At 65.7% G+C, this 19,474-nt stretch carries 20 protein-coding genes; 8 read left to right on the top strand and 12 right to left on the bottom strand.

Annotated elements, in window-relative coordinates; genetic code table 11:
* Window positions 1-35: 35 nt before the first annotated feature.
* Window positions 36-1,040: a glycoside hydrolase domain-containing protein gene (locus tag AB0J47_RS05790; protein ID WP_364340974.1), complete on the top strand. Its 1,005-nt coding sequence runs from the start codon at window positions 36-38 to the stop codon at window positions 1,038-1,040.
* Window positions 1,041-1,502: 462 nt separating this feature from the next.
* Here AB0J47_RS05790 and rpmF read toward each other — a convergent pair whose 3' ends face one another.
* Genes rpmF through AB0J47_RS05775 form a run of 3 tightly spaced genes read right to left on the bottom strand, consistent with a single transcriptional unit; the run spans window position 1,503 to window position 3,284 of the window.
* Window positions 1,503-1,676: a 50S ribosomal protein L32 gene (gene rpmF / locus AB0J47_RS05785; protein WP_364340972.1), complete on the bottom strand. Its 174-nt coding sequence runs from the start codon at window positions 1,674-1,676 to the stop codon at window positions 1,503-1,505.
* A gap of 1 nt (window position 1,677) precedes the next feature.
* Window positions 1,678-1,968, bottom strand: coding sequence for a type B 50S ribosomal protein L31 (locus tag AB0J47_RS05780; protein ID WP_364340970.1), 291 nt, complete (start codon window positions 1,966-1,968; stop codon window positions 1,678-1,680).
* Complete coding sequence (locus tag AB0J47_RS05775; RefSeq protein ID WP_364340968.1) at window positions 1,965-3,284, bottom strand: GTP-binding protein; 1,320 nt, start codon at window positions 3,282-3,284, stop codon at window positions 1,965-1,967. The genes AB0J47_RS05780 and AB0J47_RS05775 overlap by 4 nt, the downstream gene beginning before the upstream one ends.
* A gap of 161 nt (window positions 3,285-3,445) precedes the next feature.
* Here AB0J47_RS05775 and rpmB point away from each other — a divergent pair, with 161 nt between their 5' ends.
* From rpmB to rpsR, 4 genes are read left to right on the top strand one after another with little or no spacing between them, the layout of a single operon-like run.
* Complete coding sequence (rpmB, locus tag AB0J47_RS05770; RefSeq protein WP_364340966.1) at window positions 3,446-3,682, top strand: 50S ribosomal protein L28; 237 nt, start codon at window positions 3,446-3,448, stop codon at window positions 3,680-3,682.
* A gap of 10 nt (window positions 3,683-3,692) precedes the next feature.
* Window positions 3,693-3,863 carry a 50S ribosomal protein L33 gene (rpmG, locus tag AB0J47_RS05765; RefSeq protein ID WP_364340964.1) on the top strand — a complete coding sequence of 57 codons (171 nt, stop codon included), beginning with the start codon at window positions 3,693-3,695 and terminating at the stop codon, window positions 3,861-3,863.
* The gene (gene rpsN, locus AB0J47_RS05760) at window positions 3,863-4,168 is read left to right on the top strand and encodes a 30S ribosomal protein S14 (protein ID WP_364340962.1); all 306 of its coding nucleotides are present in this window, start codon (window positions 3,863-3,865) and stop codon (window positions 4,166-4,168) included. The genes rpmG and rpsN overlap by 1 nt, the downstream gene beginning before the upstream one ends.
* A gap of 33 nt (window positions 4,169-4,201) precedes the next feature.
* Window positions 4,202-4,456 carry a 30S ribosomal protein S18 gene (rpsR, locus tag AB0J47_RS05755; protein WP_040695439.1) on the top strand — a complete coding sequence of 85 codons (255 nt, stop codon included), beginning with the start codon at window positions 4,202-4,204 and terminating at the stop codon, window positions 4,454-4,456.
* A gap of 72 nt (window positions 4,457-4,528) precedes the next feature.
* Here rpsR and AB0J47_RS05750 read toward each other — a convergent pair whose 3' ends face one another.
* Complete coding sequence (locus tag AB0J47_RS05750) at window positions 4,529-5,107, bottom strand: LysM peptidoglycan-binding domain-containing protein (protein WP_364340959.1); 579 nt, start codon at window positions 5,105-5,107, stop codon at window positions 4,529-4,531.
* A 245-nt stretch (window positions 5,108-5,352) separates the two neighbouring features.
* On the opposite strand from AB0J47_RS05750, the gene AB0J47_RS05745 reads away from it, so the two are divergent.
* Window positions 5,353-5,808: a hypothetical protein gene (locus AB0J47_RS05745; RefSeq protein WP_364340957.1), complete on the top strand. Its 456-nt coding sequence runs from the start codon at window positions 5,353-5,355 to the stop codon at window positions 5,806-5,808.
* Window positions 5,809-5,855: 47 nt separating this feature from the next.
* Here AB0J47_RS05745 and purH read toward each other — a convergent pair whose 3' ends face one another.
* The 4 genes from purH to AB0J47_RS05725 form a co-directional block, all read right to left on the bottom strand.
* Window positions 5,856-7,460, bottom strand: coding sequence for a bifunctional phosphoribosylaminoimidazolecarboxamide formyltransferase/IMP cyclohydrolase (gene purH / locus AB0J47_RS05740; RefSeq protein WP_364340955.1), 1,605 nt, complete (start codon window positions 7,458-7,460; stop codon window positions 5,856-5,858).
* Entirely contained in the window at window positions 7,457-8,089 is a 633-nt protein-coding gene (gene purN / locus AB0J47_RS05735; RefSeq protein ID WP_364340953.1) for a phosphoribosylglycinamide formyltransferase, read from the bottom strand. The genes purH and purN overlap by 4 nt, the downstream gene beginning before the upstream one ends.
* Before the next feature lie 116 nt (window positions 8,090-8,205).
* Window positions 8,206-9,753, bottom strand: coding sequence for a DUF6350 family protein (locus tag AB0J47_RS05730; protein ID WP_364340951.1), 1,548 nt, complete (start codon window positions 9,751-9,753; stop codon window positions 8,206-8,208).
* 83 nt (window positions 9,754-9,836) lie between these two features.
* Window positions 9,837-10,913, bottom strand: coding sequence for a DUF5336 domain-containing protein (locus tag AB0J47_RS05725; RefSeq protein WP_364340949.1), 1,077 nt, complete (start codon window positions 10,911-10,913; stop codon window positions 9,837-9,839).
* A 282-nt stretch (window positions 10,914-11,195) separates the two neighbouring features.
* Between AB0J47_RS05725 and AB0J47_RS05720 the strand changes: the two genes are divergently transcribed.
* Complete coding sequence (locus AB0J47_RS05720; protein ID WP_364340947.1) at window positions 11,196-12,137, top strand: undecaprenyl-diphosphate phosphatase; 942 nt, start codon at window positions 11,196-11,198, stop codon at window positions 12,135-12,137.
* A 55-nt stretch (window positions 12,138-12,192) separates the two neighbouring features.
* Here the strand turns inward: AB0J47_RS05720 and sucD are convergent, their stop codons facing one another.
* Entirely contained in the window at window positions 12,193-13,107 is a 915-nt protein-coding gene (gene sucD / locus AB0J47_RS05715; protein WP_364340945.1) for a succinate--CoA ligase subunit alpha, read from the bottom strand.
* 11 nt (window positions 13,108-13,118) lie between these two features.
* Window positions 13,119-14,285 carry an ADP-forming succinate--CoA ligase subunit beta gene (sucC, locus tag AB0J47_RS05710; protein ID WP_364340943.1) on the bottom strand — a complete coding sequence of 389 codons (1,167 nt, stop codon included), beginning with the start codon at window positions 14,283-14,285 and terminating at the stop codon, window positions 13,119-13,121.
* 705 nt (window positions 14,286-14,990) lie between these two features.
* Here sucC and AB0J47_RS05705 point away from each other — a divergent pair.
* Window positions 14,991-16,100, top strand: coding sequence for a M23 family metallopeptidase (locus tag AB0J47_RS05705; protein ID WP_364340941.1), 1,110 nt, complete (start codon window positions 14,991-14,993; stop codon window positions 16,098-16,100).
* A 58-nt stretch (window positions 16,101-16,158) separates the two neighbouring features.
* Here the strand turns inward: AB0J47_RS05705 and AB0J47_RS05700 are convergent, their stop codons facing one another.
* Window positions 16,159-16,584 (bottom strand): hypothetical protein, encoded by a 426-nt coding sequence (locus AB0J47_RS05700; protein ID WP_364340939.1) that lies wholly within the window; start codon window positions 16,582-16,584, stop codon window positions 16,159-16,161.
* Between the two features lie 53 nt (window positions 16,585-16,637).
* The gene (pcrA, locus tag AB0J47_RS05695; protein ID WP_364340937.1) at window positions 16,638-19,262 is read right to left on the bottom strand and encodes a DNA helicase PcrA; all 2,625 of its coding nucleotides are present in this window, start codon (window positions 19,260-19,262) and stop codon (window positions 16,638-16,640) included.
* Window positions 19,263-19,474 lie beyond the last annotated feature (212 nt).

Raw genomic sequence — 19,474 nt, 5'->3', positions numbered from 1 at the left:
GATTTCGGCCGCCGACACCCCCTACAGTTACTGATATGCGTTTGGGGCTGGACTACGCAGCGGGCCGTCCCGGCGGCGCGGCCGTCCGAGCGGCCGGTTTCGATTTCGTCGTGCGCTACCTCTCCGAGGGCGGTCCGACCCTACCCGGCAAGCAATTGACCCCCGCCGAGGCCGATGACCTGCGGGCCAACGGCATCTCCATCGTGTCGAACTGGGAGACGACCGCGGCCAGGATGCTGGACGGCTACGGCGCCGGAATCATCGATGCCCGTGCGGGTTTGGCGCAGGTGCTGCGCTGTGGCGGGCGCTCGGACCGGCCGATTTACTTCTCCGCGGATTTCGATTCGGCGCCGCAGGACCAGATGGCGATCAATGGCTATCTCGAAGGCGCGGCCACCGTGCTCGGCGCCGCGAATGTGGGTATCTACGGCGGTTTCTGGTCGATCAGCCGGGCACTGGACGCGGGCGTCGCGGCCTGGTCGTGGCAGACCGATGCCTGGTCGGGCACCAATGTGGAGACCAGGCGCAATATCCATCAAACATTGCGGCAGGTGGTTGTCGGCGGCGTGCTCTGCGATGTAAATGAGTCCGAGACAATAGATTTCGGCCAGTGGGACTTCGTACAGGAGGAACCGGATGTGACGCCGGAACAAGAGGCAGTGCTGCGCGATATCCAGATCCAGCTGCGCGGTCCGGAGTTGTCCGGTTGGCCGCAGCTCGGCACCGATACCCAGGGCCGCCATCGCACCCTGGTCGATGGTGTGGCGGCGGCGCTGCAGCGGATCAAGGAGCTGGAGGACGAATCGGCCGATTTGCGTACGCAAGTCGGCGAATTGCGCACGGAGATCAGCGAACTCGAAGCGACCACCGCGGATCTGGTCGAGGAGGTCAAGCGGTTGGCAGGGCCGCATTGGCCGTGGCCGCTCTCACTGATCGAGGGGCCGGCCGATTTCGTGGGTGAGCAACTGGCCCGGCTGGAGTCCCTATTGTCGGACTTGCCAGGTTTGCCCGGTAACCGGGAAGTGGGGAAATCGGCTTAGATGCCGGAAGTTTGGCGATGAGCGGGTTCTCGGAGATTCGGTGAACCGGGGTTCCGAGAACCCGCCCTCCTGGATGAGGGTACCGGCGCGAGAGCACGAAATCATCACTGCGCCAGGACTTTTACGGACACGAAAAACCAACTCACAGTACGTAATTGATCAATGAGCTACCGCATCGCAATCACAGAAATAGAAAATCGCCACGTGACATGCATCACATGGATAGCTCTCCGATTGCCACGCTGTCGAGCGGTTCCGATCCGAGACCGGCATCGAGCCGTTCTGGTCGATCGACCATCGACCCTGCGCGTTCAGTCCCACCCAGCAGCGCGCGAGTTACCGTCAGCTTGCACATACCGGTTCGTACGAAGGAGTTCGCATGACCGTAAACGTGGTGCTCGACAAGGCTCGAACGCAAGACGGGCCGCTCGTGAGACGAGCTTCGTAGTGCTTACGCAGGCATCAAAGTCGCTCTAGATCAACGAGTCCGCGTTTCACCGCCTGCACCAGCCGGCGCGGCACTTTGTGTACGACCCCACCGACACTGACCGGCACCAGGGCCGGTGGGGTCGCCTTCCACTGCGAGCGGCGGCTGCGGGTATTCGACCGCGACATCCTGCGCTTGGGCACCGCCATGTCAGCCCTCCCCTCGTACGGGCCGGGACGAGGCCCGCTTGCCGTATTTGCGCTCGAACTTCTCCACCCGGCCCTGGGTATCCAGCACGCGGTGCGCGCCGGTCCAGAACGGGTGCGAATCGGAGGTGACGTCCACGACCAGCAGCGGGTAGGTATTGCCGTCCTCCCACTCGACGGTGCGGGCGCTGCTGGCGGTGGATCGGGTCAGGAACCGCTTTCCGGTGCTCGAATCCTCGAACACCACCGGGTGGTAGTCCGGATGGCTTGTGACGCTTTTTCGGCCAGTCTTCATTTCGCTTCTCCTCTCGGGCTTTTCGCCTGGCCGTCGATCGGCAGGCCGGTAGGTTCGCAGGGGTCGGCATGCCATTCGCCGAAGGGGTCCTCCCATTGCGCGACCCGCTCGGGTGCGCGTTCCACCAGGCGCAGTTCGTCGTCCTCGACCAGCGCCCAGTGCAGGGCCCGCCGAATCTCGGCCGGGTCCGCGTCGTGGGCCAGGATGACCAGGGAAATGTCGCGGTCGCCGAACTGCTCGTCCCAGCGCAGTGCGGCCATGGCCCGGCGCGTAGGGTCGGCCTGTTCCAACTCGCTCGGACTCATGGCGGCCAGCCACGATCCGGCGCCTCCTACGCGCAATCCACCGCCCGCCGATTCCAGCCACACCACCTCGTTCGGCTGGGTGGCCAGCCATATCCGGCCACGCGCGGTCACGACTCCGTCGAAGAGCACGTCGAGGGCCTCGTGCAGGCGGGCCGGATGGAATGGGCGGCTCGCGGCGAATTCGACAAGGACGACACCGCATTCGGCGCCGAGCGGCGGCTGGCCGCGCAGCAGCGGCGCGTGGGCATCGAAGACGCGGCCGCGCCGCGACTGGGCCGGGATGCGCGCGAGCAATGCCTCGATATCGGCTGAGTCGAGCAGATCGATATCGTCGATCCAGGCCACCGGCGCTTCGGGCACGAGCCGGGAAAGCACCGCGGCGAGGCGAGCCCGATCGATCGGGTCGCCGGTATCGCCGTGTGCCACAACGGCATCCGCGAATTCGACCTGACCGACCGCAACCTGGGCCACGGTCCGGTCGTCCTCGGCGGTCGCGAGTCCGCGCTCGGCAAGGGTGTCCTCGCTGGTGGCATCGGCCAACCAGATTCGCGCGTCCACACAGGTGAGGACGGCCTCGACCCGCACATCTCGACCGGCGGGGCCGTTGACGCGACCGACCACACCGGTGACGTCGATATTCTCGATCGCCTGGCATACCGCTTCCGCCTCGAAGGCCGAATCCAGTTCCAGCACAATGCGATCCACCGATTGACGGGCAGCGAGCACGCACAGCAGCGGCAGCAGATCGATGCGCAGGGTGCATGAGACGCAGCCGTGCGCCAATTCGAGCACGGTCGCGGTCTCCTGCTCGCCGATGCGCACCGTGCGATGCACGATGCCTTCACCGAGTTCACTGAGGTCGTGGCGGATGGTGACGGTGCCCGGTGTCTCGCACAGTGCGGCGGCCAACCGTGCCACACCCGCGGCGGCGGCTCCGGAGCATCCGGCGAGCACCACGACGGGCGTTCTCCGGTCGGACTGCCTCCCGGGTGGGAGTAGGTCGGGTTCCACGCGGCACCCCTTTCGGTATCCAATTCGGCATGTGCGGTGGCCTCGGTGAGTACACGTGCCGATCCGCCATATCGGAAATGATTTTCATTTGCTGTCAAGCAACGGTACATTGTCGATCGGCTGTTGTCGAAAATGATTGTCAAATACTGGAAGGAGTCCGCATGCCGGCCCACTGCCACGTCACCGGGCGCAAACCGGGATTCGGCAAGTCCGTATCGCACTCGCACAAGCGGACGAGCCGGCGCTGGAATCCCAATATCCAGCGCAAGACCTACTACCTGCCCAGCGAGGACCGGCGCATCACGCTGAACGTCTCCGCCAAGGGCATCAAGACCATCGACCGGGATGGGATCGAGGCCGTGGTGGCTCGCATCCGAGCCCGCGGCGACAAGATCTGACGGGAGCACCATGGCCTCGAAATCGACCGAGATCCGGCCGATCATCAAGCTGAAATCCACTGCGGGAACCGGATATACGTACGTCACACGGAAGAACCGGCGCAACGATCCGGACCGGATGGTGTTGCGCAAATACGATCCGGTAGTGCGCAAGCACGTCGAGTTCCGCGAGGAGCGCTGATGGCCAAGAAGTCGAAGATCGCCCGCAATGAGCAGCGCAAACAGATCGTCGCCCGCCATGCGGCGCGGCGCGCGGAGCTCGCGGAGTTGATCCGCAAGCCGAGCACCCTCGAGGAAGACCGCGCCGCGGCACAGTCCGCGCTACAGCGCCTGCCCCGCGATGCCAGTCCGGTACGATTGCGCAATCGGGACGTCGCGGACGGACGACCGCGCGGTCATCTCCGGAAGTTCGGACTTTCCCGGGTACGTGTGCGCGAGATGGCCCATCGGGGTGAACTCCCCGGTGTGCATAAATCGAGCTGGTAGACCACCACTGATCTCGAGAAGGAAACCCGTCACATGGCAGTCAAGCGAGCACCCTCTAAGAAGGTTCGCGCCGAGCAGGCCCGTCGCCCGAAGAAGAACCCGCTGATCGCGGCGGGCGTCGAGACGGTCGATTACAAGGACGTCAACCTGCTGCGCACCTTCATCTCCGACCGCGGCAAGATCCGCAGCCGCCGGGTCACCGGACTCACCCCGCAGCAGCAGCGCCAGGTCGCCGTCGCGGTGAAGAATGCCCGCGAGATGGCACTTTTGCCGTTCACAAGCCGATAGACACCGACGCGGAAGGGCCCCGAAGCTGACGCAGCCTCGGGGCCCTTCGTCGTCAACTCGTCACGGTGGGTGTTACGGGATGGTCAGCACCTGGCCGGGGTTGATGGCATCCGGGTTGCCGATACCGCTGGCGTCGGCAATCTCCTGATAGCGGTTGCCGTCGCCATAGAAGCGCTCGGCGATCGCCCACAGGGTGTCGCCCGGCTCGACCGTGTAGGTCTGTACGGCCGGCGGCGGGGGCGGAACCTCTTCGGCGACGGGCTCGGCAACCGGCTCGGCAACCGGCTGGGGCTCCGGCTCCGGGGCGGGCAGCGGGTTGTCGGTCTGGGTGTCCGAGGCCCACAGCGCGCTGCCGTCCTTGCCGTACAGCACCACATTGCGGTCGGCCTGTACGGTCAGCCGGTCCGCTTCCCGGCCATTGGTTTCGGTGGCCCAGGCGGCACCCTCGCCCTTGTAGAGCACGAAGTTGCCGTCCTCCTGCAGCACGGCCCGCTCGACACCTTGATCGTGAGTCAGGGTGGACCACACGACATTTCCATCCGGTTCCGACAACACCAGATTGCCGTCGGGCTGCAGGGTAAGGGTGTACGCACCGCCGACCAGAGTCTGGCCGAGCCCGAGTTCTTCACCAACGCGCAGCGTGTCGCCCACGTTCTTCCTTTCGAAGGTTTACTGTGCCAAGCATTTCGACTCGATGCGTGCCGCTCGGCGCGCATCGGCCCCCGAATCTACTGGGCGAGCGGGCGGTGCGGAGGTATTACGCGCAGGCTTAGCAGAATGTTCACTGTGTGGGCTTCATCGCTCTATCATCTTGTCGCACAATCCAACCGACAATTTTCTTGATTTGCTGGTACGGCTCGACTCGAGGCGTCGGCGCGTCGTTTAGGGTGGTCGGTATGTATCGGATGTCGCGAGTTCGGCCCGCCGCAGTCGCCGTCGCATTGTTCGTCGGCCTCGCCGTCACCGCATGCGGTGGCTCCGATAACGGTGGGACACAACAGAAGACGACCACCAGTGCGGCGAAGAGTACGCCGACCGAGGGTACACCCGCCGACGCGGGCCGGATGTTCGTCGCCGATCCGACGATCGTTGGCGCACATCCGATTCCGTTCACGTCCTGGTCACGGGTGGCCGATGATCGGATCGCCGTCAACTTCGAGATCGGATCCCCGGAGTGCTACGGCGTTGATGCCGGCGTGACCGAGACCGATTCAACGGTCACCGTGGAACTGCGCTCCGGTACAAGGGCCGATGCCGTCGGCCGAATGTGCACTATGATAGCGGTTTTCGGCACCCTCGAAGTGCCGCTGAAGGCACCCGTCGGAACTCGACAGGTGCTCAGCGCGGTCTAGACCGGAGCGGGCGGGAGCCGGTAGTCTCCGCCCGCTTCAGGGGTAACTCAGTGGGCGAAGTGGCGAGAGCCCGTCAGGTAGAGGGTGACGCCAGCTTCGCGGGCGAGGTCGATAGTGTCCTGGTCGCGGACCGAACCGCCGGGCTGCACGATAGCCCGGATACCGGCCTGGATGAGCTGCTGCGGACCGTCGGAGAACGGGAAGAACGCATCCGATGCGGCGACCGACCCCTTGGCCCGGTCACCGGCGCGCTGCACCGCGAGACCGACCGCATCGACCCGGTTGACCTGGCCCATGCCGACACCGACCGAGGCTCCGTCGTGGGCCAGCAGGATCGCATTGGACTTCACGGCACGGCAGGCCCGCCAAGCGAATTCGAGATCGGCGAGGGTTTCGGCATCGGCTGCCTCGCCCGCCACCAGGGTCCAGTTCTCCGGGTTGTCGCCGGGGGCGTCGAGGATATCGCGGCTCTGCAGCAGTGCGCCGCCGCTGATGGGGCGCAGCTCAGCACCGGCGCGCCGCGGCGGCTCGGCGACCAGGATGCGCACATTCTTCTTGCGCTGCAAAACCTCGACGGCGCCGTCGGCATAGGACGGTGCGACGATCACCTCGGTGAAGATCTCGGCGACCTGTTCGGCCATCTCCACGGTGATCTCACCGTTGGCCGCGATCACACCGCCGTAGGCGCTCACCGGATCGCATGCGTGTGCCTTGCGGTGGGCCTCGGCGAGATCCGAGCCGATCGCGATGCCGCAGGGGTTGGCGTGCTTGATGATCGCGACCGCGGGCGCGGCATGGTCGTAGGCGGCGCGCCAGGCGGCATCGGCATCGGTGTAGTTGTTGTACGACATTTCCTTGCCGTGCAACTGCTTTGCCTGCGCCAGGCCCCGGCTGCCGTCGTTCTGGGTGTACAGCGCGGCGGCCTGATGCGGGTTCTCGCCGTAGCGCAGCACCGAGGTGCGCTCCCAGGAGCCACCGATCCAGCTCGGGAACTGCTGTGCCGCAGTCTCATTCGGCTCGGTGGCGGGGGCGAGCACGCTCGTCATCCAACTCGCGACCGCGACGTCATAGCTTGCGGTGTGCTGAAAAGCCTTGGCCGCCAACGCGGTCCGCTCCGACAGGGTGAAGCCGCCCGCCTGCACCGCGGCGAGTACGTCATCGTAGTCGCCGCTGTCGACGACCACCGCGACCGACGGATGGTTCTTGGCGGCCGCACGCACCATGGACGGACCGCCGATATCGATCTGCTCGACGCATTCGTCATTGCTCGCGCCGCTGGCCACGGTCTGGGTGAACGGGTACAGATTCACTACCACGAGCTGGAATGCCTCGACACCGAGTTCGACCAGCTGATCGACATGTTCTGCCTTGCGGGTATCGGCGAGGATGCCCGCGTGCACCCGCGGGTGCAGAGTCTTGACCCGGCCGTCCAGGGTCTCCGGGAATCCGGTCAGATCCTCGACCTTGGTCACCGGAATGCCCGCATCGGCGATCTTGCCCGCGGTCGATCCGGTGGAGACCAATTCGACGCCAGCGGCGTTCAGCCCAGTCGCGAGCTCGATGAGCCCGGTCTTGTCGTAGACGCTGATCAGCGCCCTGTGAATCCCCTTGCGCTCAGCTGGGTCGATTTGCCGTTCGCTCCGCTCACTCACCGAAGTACCCGCTCATCTGGAATTACTGCCTTTCGTCCGTCGGAGACAATGCCTCTGGTTGCGACGGCGGCGACAACCTCCGCCAGCAACCGTCGCTCGACAACCTTGATGCGCTCGTGCAGCGTGGCCTCATCGTCATCATCGAGCACCGGTACCGCCTCCTGAGCCAGGATCGGCCCGGTATCGATGCCGGAATCGACCAGGTGCACGGTCGAACCGGTGACCTTCACCCCATAGGCGAGTGCGTCGCGAACCCCGTGCGCGCCCGGGAATGCGGGCAGCAGCGCAGGGTGGGTATTGATGATCCGGCCGCCATAGCGGGCCAGGAAGACCGGGCCGAGGATCTTCATGAATCCGGCCGAGACCACCAGGTCGGGTTCGTAGGCGGCGACCGCATCGGTCAGCGCGACATCCCAGGCGGCGCGATCGGGGAAGTCCCGCACTGCCATCCGGAAGGCCGGAATCCCCGCGACGGCCGCGTGTTCGGTGGCCTGGCAGACGCGATCGACCCCGACGGCGACGACGGTCGCCGGATACTCCGGAGCGGCGGCGGCCTCGATGAGGGCGCGCAGCAGAGAACCGGTGCCGGAGGCCAGCACGACGACGGTTGCCGGGGTCGCGCTCGGCACCCACGGGGCATTCGAAGACGGCTGGGGGGCGGCAGTCGGCGGGGTGGGTGAGCTCAGCGGTCCACTCCTGCGGTTCGGTCGAATGGCGGAGGCGGTATTACACCGCCGGGTAGAGCCTAACGACCGTCCACCCGGTCACTTTCCGGCAGGTCCGCCTCGACCACTTCGGCATCGACGATGTCGGGCACGGTATTGCTGCCCGCGGCGCCCGAGGTGGCGAGGGCGATGTGCTCCTCGACCAGTTCGCCCTCGAGTTCCACCTCGAAGTCGGGATCGACGTAGTCCTCGTATTCGTCGTCCTCGTATTCATCGTCGTAGTCGTCGTAATCGACGTAGTGATCGTCCTCGTAATGATCGTCGTAGTGGTCACTGTCGTCGTAGAACTCGTCGTAATCGTCGTTGTACGCGGGCACGGGTGCGCCGATGGGAACGACGAACCAGCGCGCGAACATCAGACCCACGTATCCGGCTACGGCCAACCACCCGAAGGTCACCGCCGCGAAGATCGGGTTGAGCCCCAGGTAGCCGAAGGTCCCGAGGTCACCGCCCGCGACCACGCCGAGTAGCACCAAACCCACGGTGGCGAGCGCAGCCGAGCTCAAAGTCGCCCACGGTGCGGCGGCACGATCGTGCGAGGTCCGTCCGATATCGAGCCCGCCGAGCACACCCACCGTGGCCGGAATCAACAGCAGCAGCGGCCACCAGCCTTCGGCCGGGCCGGTCGGCACCACCGCCATGAGCGGAACGCCCGGAATCGGGCCGCCGACAACGGAAAACACGCTGATCGACGCATCCCCGAAGTGTGCGCCGGAGCCGAGGAGCACACCGACCGTCGCGACCACCACATTCGGCAGATACGCCAGAGAGAGCAGGATCAGCCCGAGCACCCCGGCCGCATTGCCTGCGCTGTGAAAGGTGTCACCGATGCGCGACCAGTGCGCGAAGAAGGACACGATGACGACCGCGGCGGCGCAGGCCAGCAGGCGCACCACCGTCCGGCCGGCACCGAAGATGCCCGCGACCGCCCAGTCCGGCAGCCGCGCCGCGGTGAACAGCCGACGCCGGTTCCGGCTGGCGATGCCACCGGCCGCACCGACCAGGTGTACGGCGCCGACCCAGCCGAAGGCGGCGAGCGTATTCGGCGGCTGCAACGCGACCACACCGGAGGCGTCCTCAGCGACCGCCAGACAGACGGCCGTGACCAGCAGCGGTCCGGCCAGCGCCGCACCGACGAGCCAACCGAGATCCGCGCGCGAACTGTCCGGTTCGACCGCGCGAGCACAATCCCGGGCCGTCAGCCAGACCAGCAGGCCGGTGGGCAGCAGCGGTAGGAGTTCGAGTGAAGTTTTGCCGATCACCATCGGAACCTGGTGTGCCGCAAGCCAACCCGCGGCGATCGCGCCCGAAGTACCGGCCAGGTTGCTGCCCGAGGACAGCAGGGCGGCGAGCATGAGAACGACGACGGCGACGAGCGCGTAGGTCGTCGGCCGGGCGGCAACCAGGAGCAGCACGCGGGCGCGCTCAGGGGTCAGCGATAGAAATCCGGCCTCGTCGAAAACGTCCGCGGCTGTGCGCGGCGTCGATCGGTCGCTCCGCGCCGAACGTTCCGGCGCGCCGCGGGACTCGGCGGTCCGGCGAACAAGAGAGGATCTCGAGGAGCTCATGGAAATTCAGCGTGGCAGCTCCCCCGGCGCGAGCGGGTCAGGCGCGCCGACCCGGTCTGGGATGCGCCGGGAGAGCCGACGAATTACTTGTTCTCGTCCGGACGGAATGCGTGAGTGGCGTCCGAGGACGGGTCCGAACCGGTTTCACCGCCGAACGGCTGGTTCTGGCCCTGTTGGCCCTGTTGACCCTGTTGGCCCTGTTGACCCTGCTGGCCTTGTTGACCCTGCTGGCCCTGACCGAAACCCGGTGTGCCGTACTGCTGTCCGGACTGCGGGGTCCCGAAGTGCTGGGTGGCACTCTCATCCGGGCGCGGCTGCGCGGCAGGCGAGGAACCGTAGGGCGAACCCTGTTGTGCCGCACCGTATCCGGGCTGCTGCCCATAGGAGGGCGGCTGCTGTCCATAGGACGGCTGCTGCCCCTGACCGTAGGTCGGCTGGCTCGGCTGGCTCTGACCGTAGGGCTGCTGCGGCTGGTACTGACCACCCTGGCCGAATTGCCCCGGCTGGCTCTGGCCGAACTGGCCCGGCTGGCCCTGACCGTACTGCCCCGGCTGACCGAAGGCCGAGGGCTGGCCCTGGCCGAACGCACCCTGCTGGCCGTAACCACCGGAGCCGAAACCGCTCGGCGGGGCCTGCGGGGTGGCGGGCTTCGGCGCGGGCGGGGTCAGGATGCCGGCTTCGAACAGCACCGCGACGACCGCGACCGCCGTCTGCACGAGCGCCAGGAATAGCAGCACGTACGCGCCCCACTTCAGCTCGAGCTTCAAGGTGTCGGGCGTGGCGAAGGACAGGAACAGCGTGCCGAAGAAACCGGCGGCCGATGCCGCGGCCGCGGCGCCGGTCCAATTCTGCTTGGGCAGCAACGAAAGTCCGGCGAGCAGTCCGCCGAGTAGCAGGATCGCCAGCAGTCCCGCCGCGCCGAAATACTGGAAGAGGCTGAACGTGTCACCATCCACGCCCCGCTGCGGCTTTTCACCGAAGAACGGGAGGAAACCGAGCAGGAAGTTGATCACACCGAGCACGGCGACGCCGACCACCAGGAAGAACGGCAGGCCCTTTGCGGTGGACTCGGCGCCGATACCAGCCGACTGGCCGGAGCTGGAAGATGCGGGTGGCGTCGCGGGTGCGTTGTACCCGGAGCCCCCGGTCGGGTATGACATGGTCGTCGTCTCCTAGGTCGAGTCGTACGTAGTCTGAACGGCTGGATCTCCTCCTGACGCTACTGCACTCGCTGGCCCAGGTCACCCGTGACCAACTGGCCGGGCGACCGAAAAACGGCGTCTACGCTGGTCCTGTGTGGATCGGCACCGACCGATAACAATTCTGCGCTACCACCTCCGATGGGAACGCACTTCCCTCCGTGCGCCTCAGCATTCCAAAACGGACACAGGTCTGTTTCAGTGTGGTGTCGTGGCAGGGCGGGCGTGCCAAGCTGTCAGGCGATGCTCACGTACCCGCAAGCCGTTGTGATCGGCGCACTGCAAGGCATAACCGAACTGTTCCCGATTTCCAGCCTAGGTCATTCTGTTTTGGTGCCCGCATGGCTGGGTGGGTCCTGGAGCGATCTGGTCACCCAGGGCGATTCCGATTCCGGCACACCGTATCTCGCGTTCGTGGTCGGGTTGCATGTGGCGACGGCGATCGCGCTGCTGGTGTTCTACTGGCGCGACTGGGTCGAGCTCGTGGTCGGCTTCCTCACCACATTGCGTACTCGCCGGATCGAAACTTCGACACAGCGCCTGGCTTGGCTGGTGGTCCTGGCGACCGTGCCGGTCGGTGTTCTCGGTTTGCTGCTGGAACATCCGCTGCGCACCTTGTTCGCGAAACCCCTTGCGGCAGGCCTATTTCTGACATTGAACGGAATCGTGCTCGCCACCGGTGAGGTGATGCGTCGCCGCAGCCAGCCGACGCTGTCCGACTACGGCCGGCGCTTCGCCGAGGCCGAGGCGCGGGCCAAGGCCATCGAAGAGGGATATTTCGTCGCGACGGTGGAGGAGCCGACCGGCCTCGGCGACCTATCGGTCAAAGACGCGTTGATCATCGGTGTCTCGCAGGCAGGCGCACTGTTCGCGGGCATCAGCCGCTCCGGCATGACGATGGTCGGCGGCCTGCTGCGCGGTTTGGATCATGAGGACGCGGCGAAATTCGCCTTCCTACTTGCCACTCCGATCATTCTGGCCGCGGGCGTGCTAAAGCTGCCAACGCTGGCCGGGCCGCAAGGCGAGGGCATCCTCGGTCAGGTGCTGGTCGGATCGATCGTCGCGGGCGGCGCGGCGTATCTAGCGGTCCGCTTCCTGGAGCGGTACTTCAAATCGAATTCGCTGTTGCCGTTCGCGATATACAGCCTCGTTTTCGGGATCGCTTCGGTAGTCCACTTCTACTGAATACGACGAAGGCCGCCATCCAATTGGGATGGCGGCCTTCGTGTGAGTCAGCGAATCAGGCGGTGACGCTTGCCTTCTCCAGAATCTCGCGCGCCAGCGCGGCGGTCTCGGACGGCGTCTTGCCGACCTTCACACCGGCGGCCTCGAGCGCATCTTTCTTCGCCTGGGCGGTACCGGCCGAACCGGACACGATGGCGCCCGCGTGGCCCATGGTCTTACCCTCGGGCGCGGTGAAGCCCGCGACGTAGCCGACGACCGGCTTGGTGACATTGGCCTTGATGTAGGCCGCGGCCCGCTCCTCGGCGTCGCCGCCGATCTCACCGATCATCACGATCAGCTTGGTCTCCGGGTCCTTCTCGAACGCCTCGATGGCGTCGATGTGGGTGGTGCCGATGACCGGGTCGCCGCCGATGCCGATGGCGGTGGAGAAGCCGAAATCACGCAGCTCGTACATCATCTGGTAGGTCAGGGTGCCGGACTTCGACACCAGGCCGACCGGGCCCTTGCCGGTGATGTTGGCCGGGGTGATGCCGACCAGCGATTCGCCGGGGGTGATGATGCCGGGGCAGTTCGGGCCGATGATCCGGGTCTTGTTGCCCTTCTCCACGTTGTAGGCCCACGCGTAGGCGGTGTCCTGCACCGGAATGCCCTCGGTGATGACCACGAGCAGCGGGATCTCCGCGTCGATGGCCTCGATGATGGCGTCCTTGGCGAACTTCGGCGGCACGAAGGCGATGGAGACATCGGCGCCGGTCTCCTTGATGGCCTCGGCGACGCTGCCGAACACCGGCAGCTCGACCGCGTTGCCGTCCTTGTCGGTGTGCGCGACGGTGGTGCCCGCCTTGCGCGCGTTGACGCCGCCCACGACCTGGGTGCCGGCCTTGAGCATCAGCGCGGTGTGCTTGGTGCCCTCACCGCCGGTGATGCCCTGGACGATGACCTTGGAATCCTTGTTGAGGAAGATAGACATTTCCGGTTTCCTTACTTGGCCGCTGCCAGTTCGGCGGCCTTGTCGGCGCCTTCGTCCATTGTCTGCGCAAGTGTGATCAGCGGATGCGCGGCATCGACGAGAATCTTGCGACCCTCGTCCACCTTGTTGCCGTCGAGACGGACGACCAGCGGCTTGTTCGCCTCGGCGCCAAGGATTTCCAGCGCCTTCACGATGCCGTTGGCGACCGCGTCACAGGCGGTGATTCCACCGAAAACATTGACGAACACGCTCTTGACCTGGGCGTCACCCAGGATGACATCGAGGCCGGCGGCCATGACCTCGGCCGAGGCGCCACCACCGATGTCGAGGAAGTTGGCGGGCTTGACGCCGCCGTGGTTCTCACCCGCGTAGGCGACCACGTCGAGGGTGGACATGACCAGACCCGCACCGTTGCCGATGATGCCGACCTCGCCGTCGAGCTTGACGTAGTTGAGGTCGTTCTCCTTGGCCTTGAGTTCCAGCGGATCGGTCGCGTCCTTGTCCGCGAAGGCCTCGTGGTCCGCGTGGCGGAATTCGGCGTTCTCGTCCAGGGTCACCTTGCCGTCGAGCGCGAGGATCTCGTTGTCTGGGGTGCGGACCAGCGGGTTGACCTCCACCAGGGTGGCGTCCTCGCCGATGAACACCTCCCAGAGCTTCTGGATGGTCACGGCCGCGGCGTCGAGCACGTCGGCGGGCAGGTGGCCCTGCTCGGCGATCGAGCGGGCGAAAGCGAGGTCGACACCCTTGACGGCGTCGACGGGCACCTTGGCGAGGCGCTCGGGCTTGGTCGCGGCGACCTCTTCGATCTCCATGCCGCCTTCGACCGAGCACATGGCCAGGTAGGTGCGGTTGGAGCGGTCCAGCAGGAAGGAGATGTAGTACTCCTCCGCGATGTCCTTGGCTTCGGCGACAAGGATCTTCTTGGTGATGTGGCCCTTGATATCCAGGCCGATGATGTTCTGCGCGTGCGTGAACGCGTCGTCCGCGGTGGCGGCGAACTTGACTCCACCCGCCTTGCCGCGGCCACCGGCCTTCACCTGGGCCTTGATCATCACCGGCTTGCCGATTTCGGCCGCGATGGCGCGGGCGTCCTCGGCCGTGTCCGTGACGCGGCCCTCGGACGAAGGCACTCCGTGCTTAACGAAGAGCTCCTTCGCCTGATATTCGAAGAGATCCATGTACTCACCGTCTCGTCTGCGTTGTGATGACAACGTCTTTGTTGGCGGCCCGACGTCGGAAGCGGGTCGGGTCGGACTTTAACCAGTCACATGGAGGGCCAAACGGCCACATTCATCCTAAGTGGCGCAGGTCACGGGCTGTTGCCCAGGGCGGGAAAATGCCTGGCCAAGGCTACTCGCCAGTAGGTTGCTGACGGCGCGCCAGGTAGAGCCGCCGAACCGGTTGACCGAGGGCCTTCTACTACGGTTCGTCGTCGCTCAGTCTCACCCGCGTGCCCCGATCGCAGTGAGTTATTCCGGTGCGTTACCGTGATCAATCTCACATGTTTGGATTGATCGCACGTAGCGCTTGCGGACCTCGCAATCGTTTCGTTACCGTCATTGCGGTCGATGTCACAACACGGTCACGACTAGGAGGACGGCAAGCTTGACGCAGCACAGCGCTCCGCAGACGGAGAGCCGTTCCTTAACGCCTCTGATCAGGCAATTCGACACCGTGATCTCTCGCTCGATGATGTGGCACCACCGATGAACCATCGCTCGACCTTCGCAACCGAAAATCGCGCTCGCTCCGGCCATCCTTACCGGCCCGATGAGGACGAGTCGTTCGGTGAACATTCCAGTGCTGCGGTAAATCCTTTCGGGACTTCGTCGCGGCGTGCCGGTGGGCATCGGTACGCTGCGGGTGGACATGAGGACAGCTCGTTGAGTGCGAACGATTCTTGGGCACAGCCCGATTCGGCCTGGGGCCAGTCGCGGGATGCTTCGTGGGCACAGCCGCAGGCCGATTCATCGCCGCAAGTTGATTCCTGGGGACAGTCACAGGCTTGGGCGCAAGGCAATTCCTGGTCCGATGGCAGTGCATGGTCGTCCGACGATGCTTGGACTCCCGAGAGCGACGAGACCTGGAACGCCGACTCCGAGGCGTCATGGACGCCGGAGGCAGACGAGTCCTGGGACGCCGAGGAGTCCTGGGACGGCGACGGATCGTGGGATGGCAGCGACGCTTCCTGGGAGCCCGAGGATCCGGAAGGGCTGGCACGGCCCACTGTGATTCCGGGCCGCCGCGCGAACCGCGGTAATGGTGGCGCGCATCGGATGCCCGCGCCCCCCGCCTCGCTCAAGGGCCGCGCCGCGGTCGTCGCCGTTGCCGCTGGTGCGGTGGTTGCCGCCGGACAGGCCGCCTTCGCCGCGCCCGAACAGCCTTCGCAGGCCGTCGATTACGAGGCCGCCGGACAGATTCACGAAATCGCGGCGCAGTCGGTCAGTGTGGCCGATCCGAATACCTTGCCGGATTCGCCTCAGGTGCTGAATGTTTCGGCCCCGACGAATCTCGGTCAGTTCGGTGACATGCTGCAAAAGGGGCAGAAGTTCGCCGACGATATGGCGGCGCAGGAGGCCTCGAAACTCCGCCCACTGTTCACCAAATTCGCCGCGGGCAATTTCACCTCCGGGTTCGGTGCCCGCTGGGGCGTACAGCATCTCGGCGTCGATATCGCGGGCCCGATCGGCACTCCGATCTACGCCGTCGCCGACGCCACCGTGATCGAAGCGGGTCCGGCATCCGGTTTCGGCATGTGGGTGCGACTGCTGCACGACGACGGAACCGTCACCATCTACGGCCACATCGACACCGCGACGGTGTCGGCGGGTCAGCGCGTGCTGGCCGGTGATCAGATCGCCACCATCGGCAACCGCGGTTTCTCCACCGGCCCGCACTGCCATTTCGAGGTGTGGTTGAACGGGGTCGACAAGGTCGATCCGCTGCCCTGGTTGGCCACGCGGGGTATCAGCTTGGGTCCGCAGCGCGACTGAGTCCCTTCACCGCGAGTCCCTTCACCGCAAGTTGGACAGCGAGGTTCACTGCTGCTGGCTATGGCGCGGCGGCGATCGCCAGTCCGATCAAGCTCACGACCTTGACCACTTCCAAGCCCACATACCAGTAGTGAGCATGGGAGCGCGGCAACTCCGCGCCCGCGAGCACGCGGTTCGAGCGGCGAGTGAGCAGTGGACGGACCGCGAGGAGCTGGATAGCGAGGATCGCGGCGGCGACACCCAGCCAGACCCGAACAGCACCGCTTGGCGCGACCACCAGGGTCGCCACGATCAACAGCGCGGCGAGGACGGTCTCGACGATATTCAGCGCACGGAATACCAGCCGTCCGATGCCGAGGCCGAGCGGCACGGTGATCCCCGGCGCCCGGAACTTCAGCGGCGCTTCCAGGAACGAGATGGCCAGCACCATGCCGAGCCACAGCATCGGAAGCATCCACAGCAGGTATTGCGCGACGGTTTCCATGTCGCGCACGCTACCGACACCACCGGCGATAGGTCAGGGTCGAAGGCCCCTGATCAGAGCTTGACCAGGGTTCGGCTGTATTGCGGGATGAGCCGGATCTTGCCCGCGGTACCGAAGTCGATGGTGACGGTCGCCAGGGGCCCGAAGCCTTCGGCGGCTACCACGCGGCCGAGGCCGTACTTGTCATCGCTGACTCGATCGCCAACAGCCAGTACGAGATTGGCATTGTTGCGGCTGGCACCGCCGGGTGCGGGACGGCGTGGTCCGCGATCGTTGACGCCCGGCCGCTGATTCCAGCCGTCACGGGTCCAGTCGTGCTCCAGGCCGTCGTCCTCACCGCGGCGGCGGATGCCGCGGGTGAGCGGCGACCCCTTCGGCTCCAACCGCTTCCAGTCGACGAGGTGGGCCGGAATCTCTTGCAGAAATCGGGATTCCGGATTCGAGACCGGCTGCCCCCAACCGGAGCGCACCATCGCGCGGGTGACGTAGAGCCGTTGCCGCGCCCGGGTGATGCCGACGTAGGCGAGGCGGCGTTCCTCGGCCAGTTCGGTGGGATCGCCGAGTGCACGCATATGCGGGAACTGCCCGTCCTCCCAGCCGGTCACGAATACCACCGGGAATTCCAGACCCTTGGCGGTGTGCAACGTCATCATGGTGACCACACCGGAGCCCTCCTCGGGCAGCTGGTCACTATCGGCCACCAGCGAGACGCGCTCCAGGAAGGCGGCCAGTGAGCCCGGATCTGGTTCGCCCTCGGCCGCCTCCGGCACCAGCCCCTCTTCCCGGGCGGCCTCGGCATTGTTGTATGCCTCGGAGCTGAATTCCCGCGCGACGCTCACCAATTCGTTCAGGTTGTCCAGCCGGGCGCCGTCCTGCGGATCGTCGGAGCCCTCCAACTCGGCCCGGTAGCCGGTGCGGTCGAGTACCGCTTCGACCATATTGCCGAGGTCGGGGAAGTCCTGATCCGTCTGGGCACCGGCCTCCCGCACCTCTTCGAGTAGATCGAGGAATCCGGCGATAGCGCGCTGCGCTCGCGTATTGAGCAGCGCCACTTTGCCATCGGCCGCAGCGCGCAGTGCCTCGGCGAAACCGATGCCGCGCTGTTCGGCGTGCACCGCGACACAGGCCTCGGCCCGGTCGCCGATGCCGCGGCGCGGGGTGTTGAGGATGCGGCGCAGGCTCACCGTGTCATCCGGATTGTCGAGCACGCGCAGGTACGCGACGATGTCGCGCACCTCCTTGCGCTCGTAGAAGCGCACGCCGCCGACCACCTTGTAGGGCAGGCCCATGCGAATGAAGATTTCTTCCAGCGCGCGGGAGTTGTTGTTGGTGCGGTAGAAGACCGCGACATCGCTGTAGTTGGCATCGCCGGCATCCACCAGCCGGTCGATCTCCCGCGCCACGAACGAGGCCTCGTCGTGCTCGTTGTCAGCGACGTAGCCGGTGATCAGATCGCCCTCACCGGAATCGGTCCACAGCCGCTTGTCCCTGCGCTTCTCATTGCGCGATATCACCGCGTTGGCGGCGGACAGGATGTTCTGGGTGGAGCGGTAATTCTGTTCCAGCAGAATGGTTTCCGCATCCGGGAAATCGCGTTCGAATTCCTCGATATTGCGGATGGTCGCGCCACGGAAGGCGTAGATGGACTGGTCCGCATCACCGACCACGCACAGTTCGCTCGGCGCGACCGCGTCTTCGGCCTGCTCCTGCGCATGATGCCCGACCAACTCGCGGACCAGGATGTACTGGGCATGGTTGGTGTCCTGGTACTCATCGACCAGCACATGCCGGAACCGGCGGCGGTAGTACTCGGCGACCTGCGGATGGTTCTGCAGCAGCGCCACCGTTTCACCGATCAGATCGTCGAAGTCCATGGCGTTCGCCGAACGCAACCGACGCTGATATTCGGTGTACACGCGAGCGACGAGCCCGGGCAGTTCGGTTTCGTCGGTTTCGGCATCGGCGGTGGCCCGCTCCGGACCGATGAGCTCGTTCTTCAAATTCGAGATGGCGGTGGCCAGCAGCCGCGCCGAATATTTCTTGACGTCGATATCGAAGTCACGGCTGATCATGGTGAGCAACCGCCGGGAATCGTCGGCGTCGTAGATGGAGAAATTCGAATTCAGACCGGGCAGCAGCGCGGCCTGCATGCGCAGGATGCGCACGCAGCTGGAGTGGAAGGTCGAGACCCACATGTTGTTCGCACGCGGACCGACCAGCCCGCTCACCCGCTCACGCATTTCGGCGGCGGCCTTATTGGTGAAGGTGATGGCCAGGACCTGGCCCGGAGTCACCCCGCGGGCGGCGAGCAAGTAGGCGATGCGGCGGGTGAGCACAGCGGTCTTGCCCGACCCCGCGCCCGCGACGATCAGCAGCGGCGCACCGGTGTGCACGACGGCGGCGCGCTGGGGCGGGTTGAGGCCGTCGAGCAGTCGCTCGGCCTCCTCGGCGCGACGTTGCTCACGTTCGGCGCGGCGCTTTTCTTGTTCGACACGGTGCTTGTCGTCCACGACATGCCGCGAGGCATCATCTATGGCCGGGTGCGGGACCCCCGCCGCGGTAGGCACGGCAGAGTCGCCCATCTCCTCGGCGTGAACAGCGTCGACCTGCGATTTCTGGGCTGAATCCGGATGCCGAGTCCGCCCGGCCTGCGTCTTGGGAGCCACCGTGATGTCCATCGTCCATCCACGCTACCGGCGGGCACCGACAGAGATGAAGTCCCGGTCGACATCGGTGTCCATTCGGCGAACTGCAGATGAACCGCCCCGGGTCGACACGGGCGTCACAACGTGCAAGCCTTCTCAGGAGATTTACAAAATGAAGTGTTTTGCATTGCCTCGGCCCCATGGCAGACTGGCCCATATGACCTGCGCGACCGCCGCGAAGCATC

It is taken from the genome of Nocardia sp. NPDC049737 (assembly GCF_040674755.1).
GTDB lineage: Bacteria > Actinomycetota > Actinomycetes > Mycobacteriales > Mycobacteriaceae > Nocardia.
This window is presented reverse-complemented; position numbering and strand designations above follow the sequence as displayed.

Excerpts from the sequence above, each read along its gene's own strand:
- AB0J47_RS05790 (WP_364340974.1), top strand. The coding sequence starts at position 36 with ATGCGTTTGGGGCTGGACTACGCAGCGGGCCGTCCCGGCGGCGCGGCC.
- sucC (WP_364340943.1), bottom strand. The coding sequence starts at position 14,285 with ATGGATCTCTTCGAATATCAGGCGAAGGAGCTCTTCGTTAAGCACGGA.
- rpmG (WP_364340964.1), top strand. The coding sequence starts at position 3,693 with ATGGCCTCGAAATCGACCGAGATCCGGCCGATCATCAAGCTGAAATCC.
- AB0J47_RS05700 (WP_364340939.1), bottom strand. The coding sequence starts at position 16,584 with ATGGAAACCGTCGCGCAATACCTGCTGTGGATGCTTCCGATGCTGTGG.
- AB0J47_RS05730 (WP_364340951.1), bottom strand. The coding sequence starts at position 9,753 with ATGAGCTCCTCGAGATCCTCTCTTGTTCGCCGGACCGCCGAGTCCCGC.
- AB0J47_RS05745 (WP_364340957.1), top strand. The coding sequence starts at position 5,353 with ATGTATCGGATGTCGCGAGTTCGGCCCGCCGCAGTCGCCGTCGCATTG.
- AB0J47_RS05725 (WP_364340949.1), bottom strand. The coding sequence starts at position 10,913 with ATGTCATACCCGACCGGGGGCTCCGGGTACAACGCACCCGCGACGCCA.
- rpmF (WP_364340972.1), bottom strand. The coding sequence starts at position 1,676 with ATGGCGGTGCCCAAGCGCAGGATGTCGCGGTCGAATACCCGCAGCCGC.
- rpmB (WP_364340966.1), top strand. The coding sequence starts at position 3,446 with ATGCCGGCCCACTGCCACGTCACCGGGCGCAAACCGGGATTCGGCAAG.
- AB0J47_RS05780 (WP_364340970.1), bottom strand. The coding sequence starts at position 1,968 with ATGAAGACTGGCCGAAAAAGCGTCACAAGCCATCCGGACTACCACCCG.
- AB0J47_RS05720 (WP_364340947.1), top strand. The coding sequence starts at position 11,196 with ATGCTCACGTACCCGCAAGCCGTTGTGATCGGCGCACTGCAAGGCATA.
- pcrA (WP_364340937.1), bottom strand. The coding sequence starts at position 19,262 with ATGGACATCACGGTGGCTCCCAAGACGCAGGCCGGGCGGACTCGGCAT.
- sucD (WP_364340945.1), bottom strand. The coding sequence starts at position 13,107 with ATGTCTATCTTCCTCAACAAGGATTCCAAGGTCATCGTCCAGGGCATC.
- rpsR (WP_040695439.1), top strand. The coding sequence starts at position 4,202 with ATGGCAGTCAAGCGAGCACCCTCTAAGAAGGTTCGCGCCGAGCAGGCC.
- rpsN (WP_364340962.1), top strand. The coding sequence starts at position 3,863 with ATGGCCAAGAAGTCGAAGATCGCCCGCAATGAGCAGCGCAAACAGATC.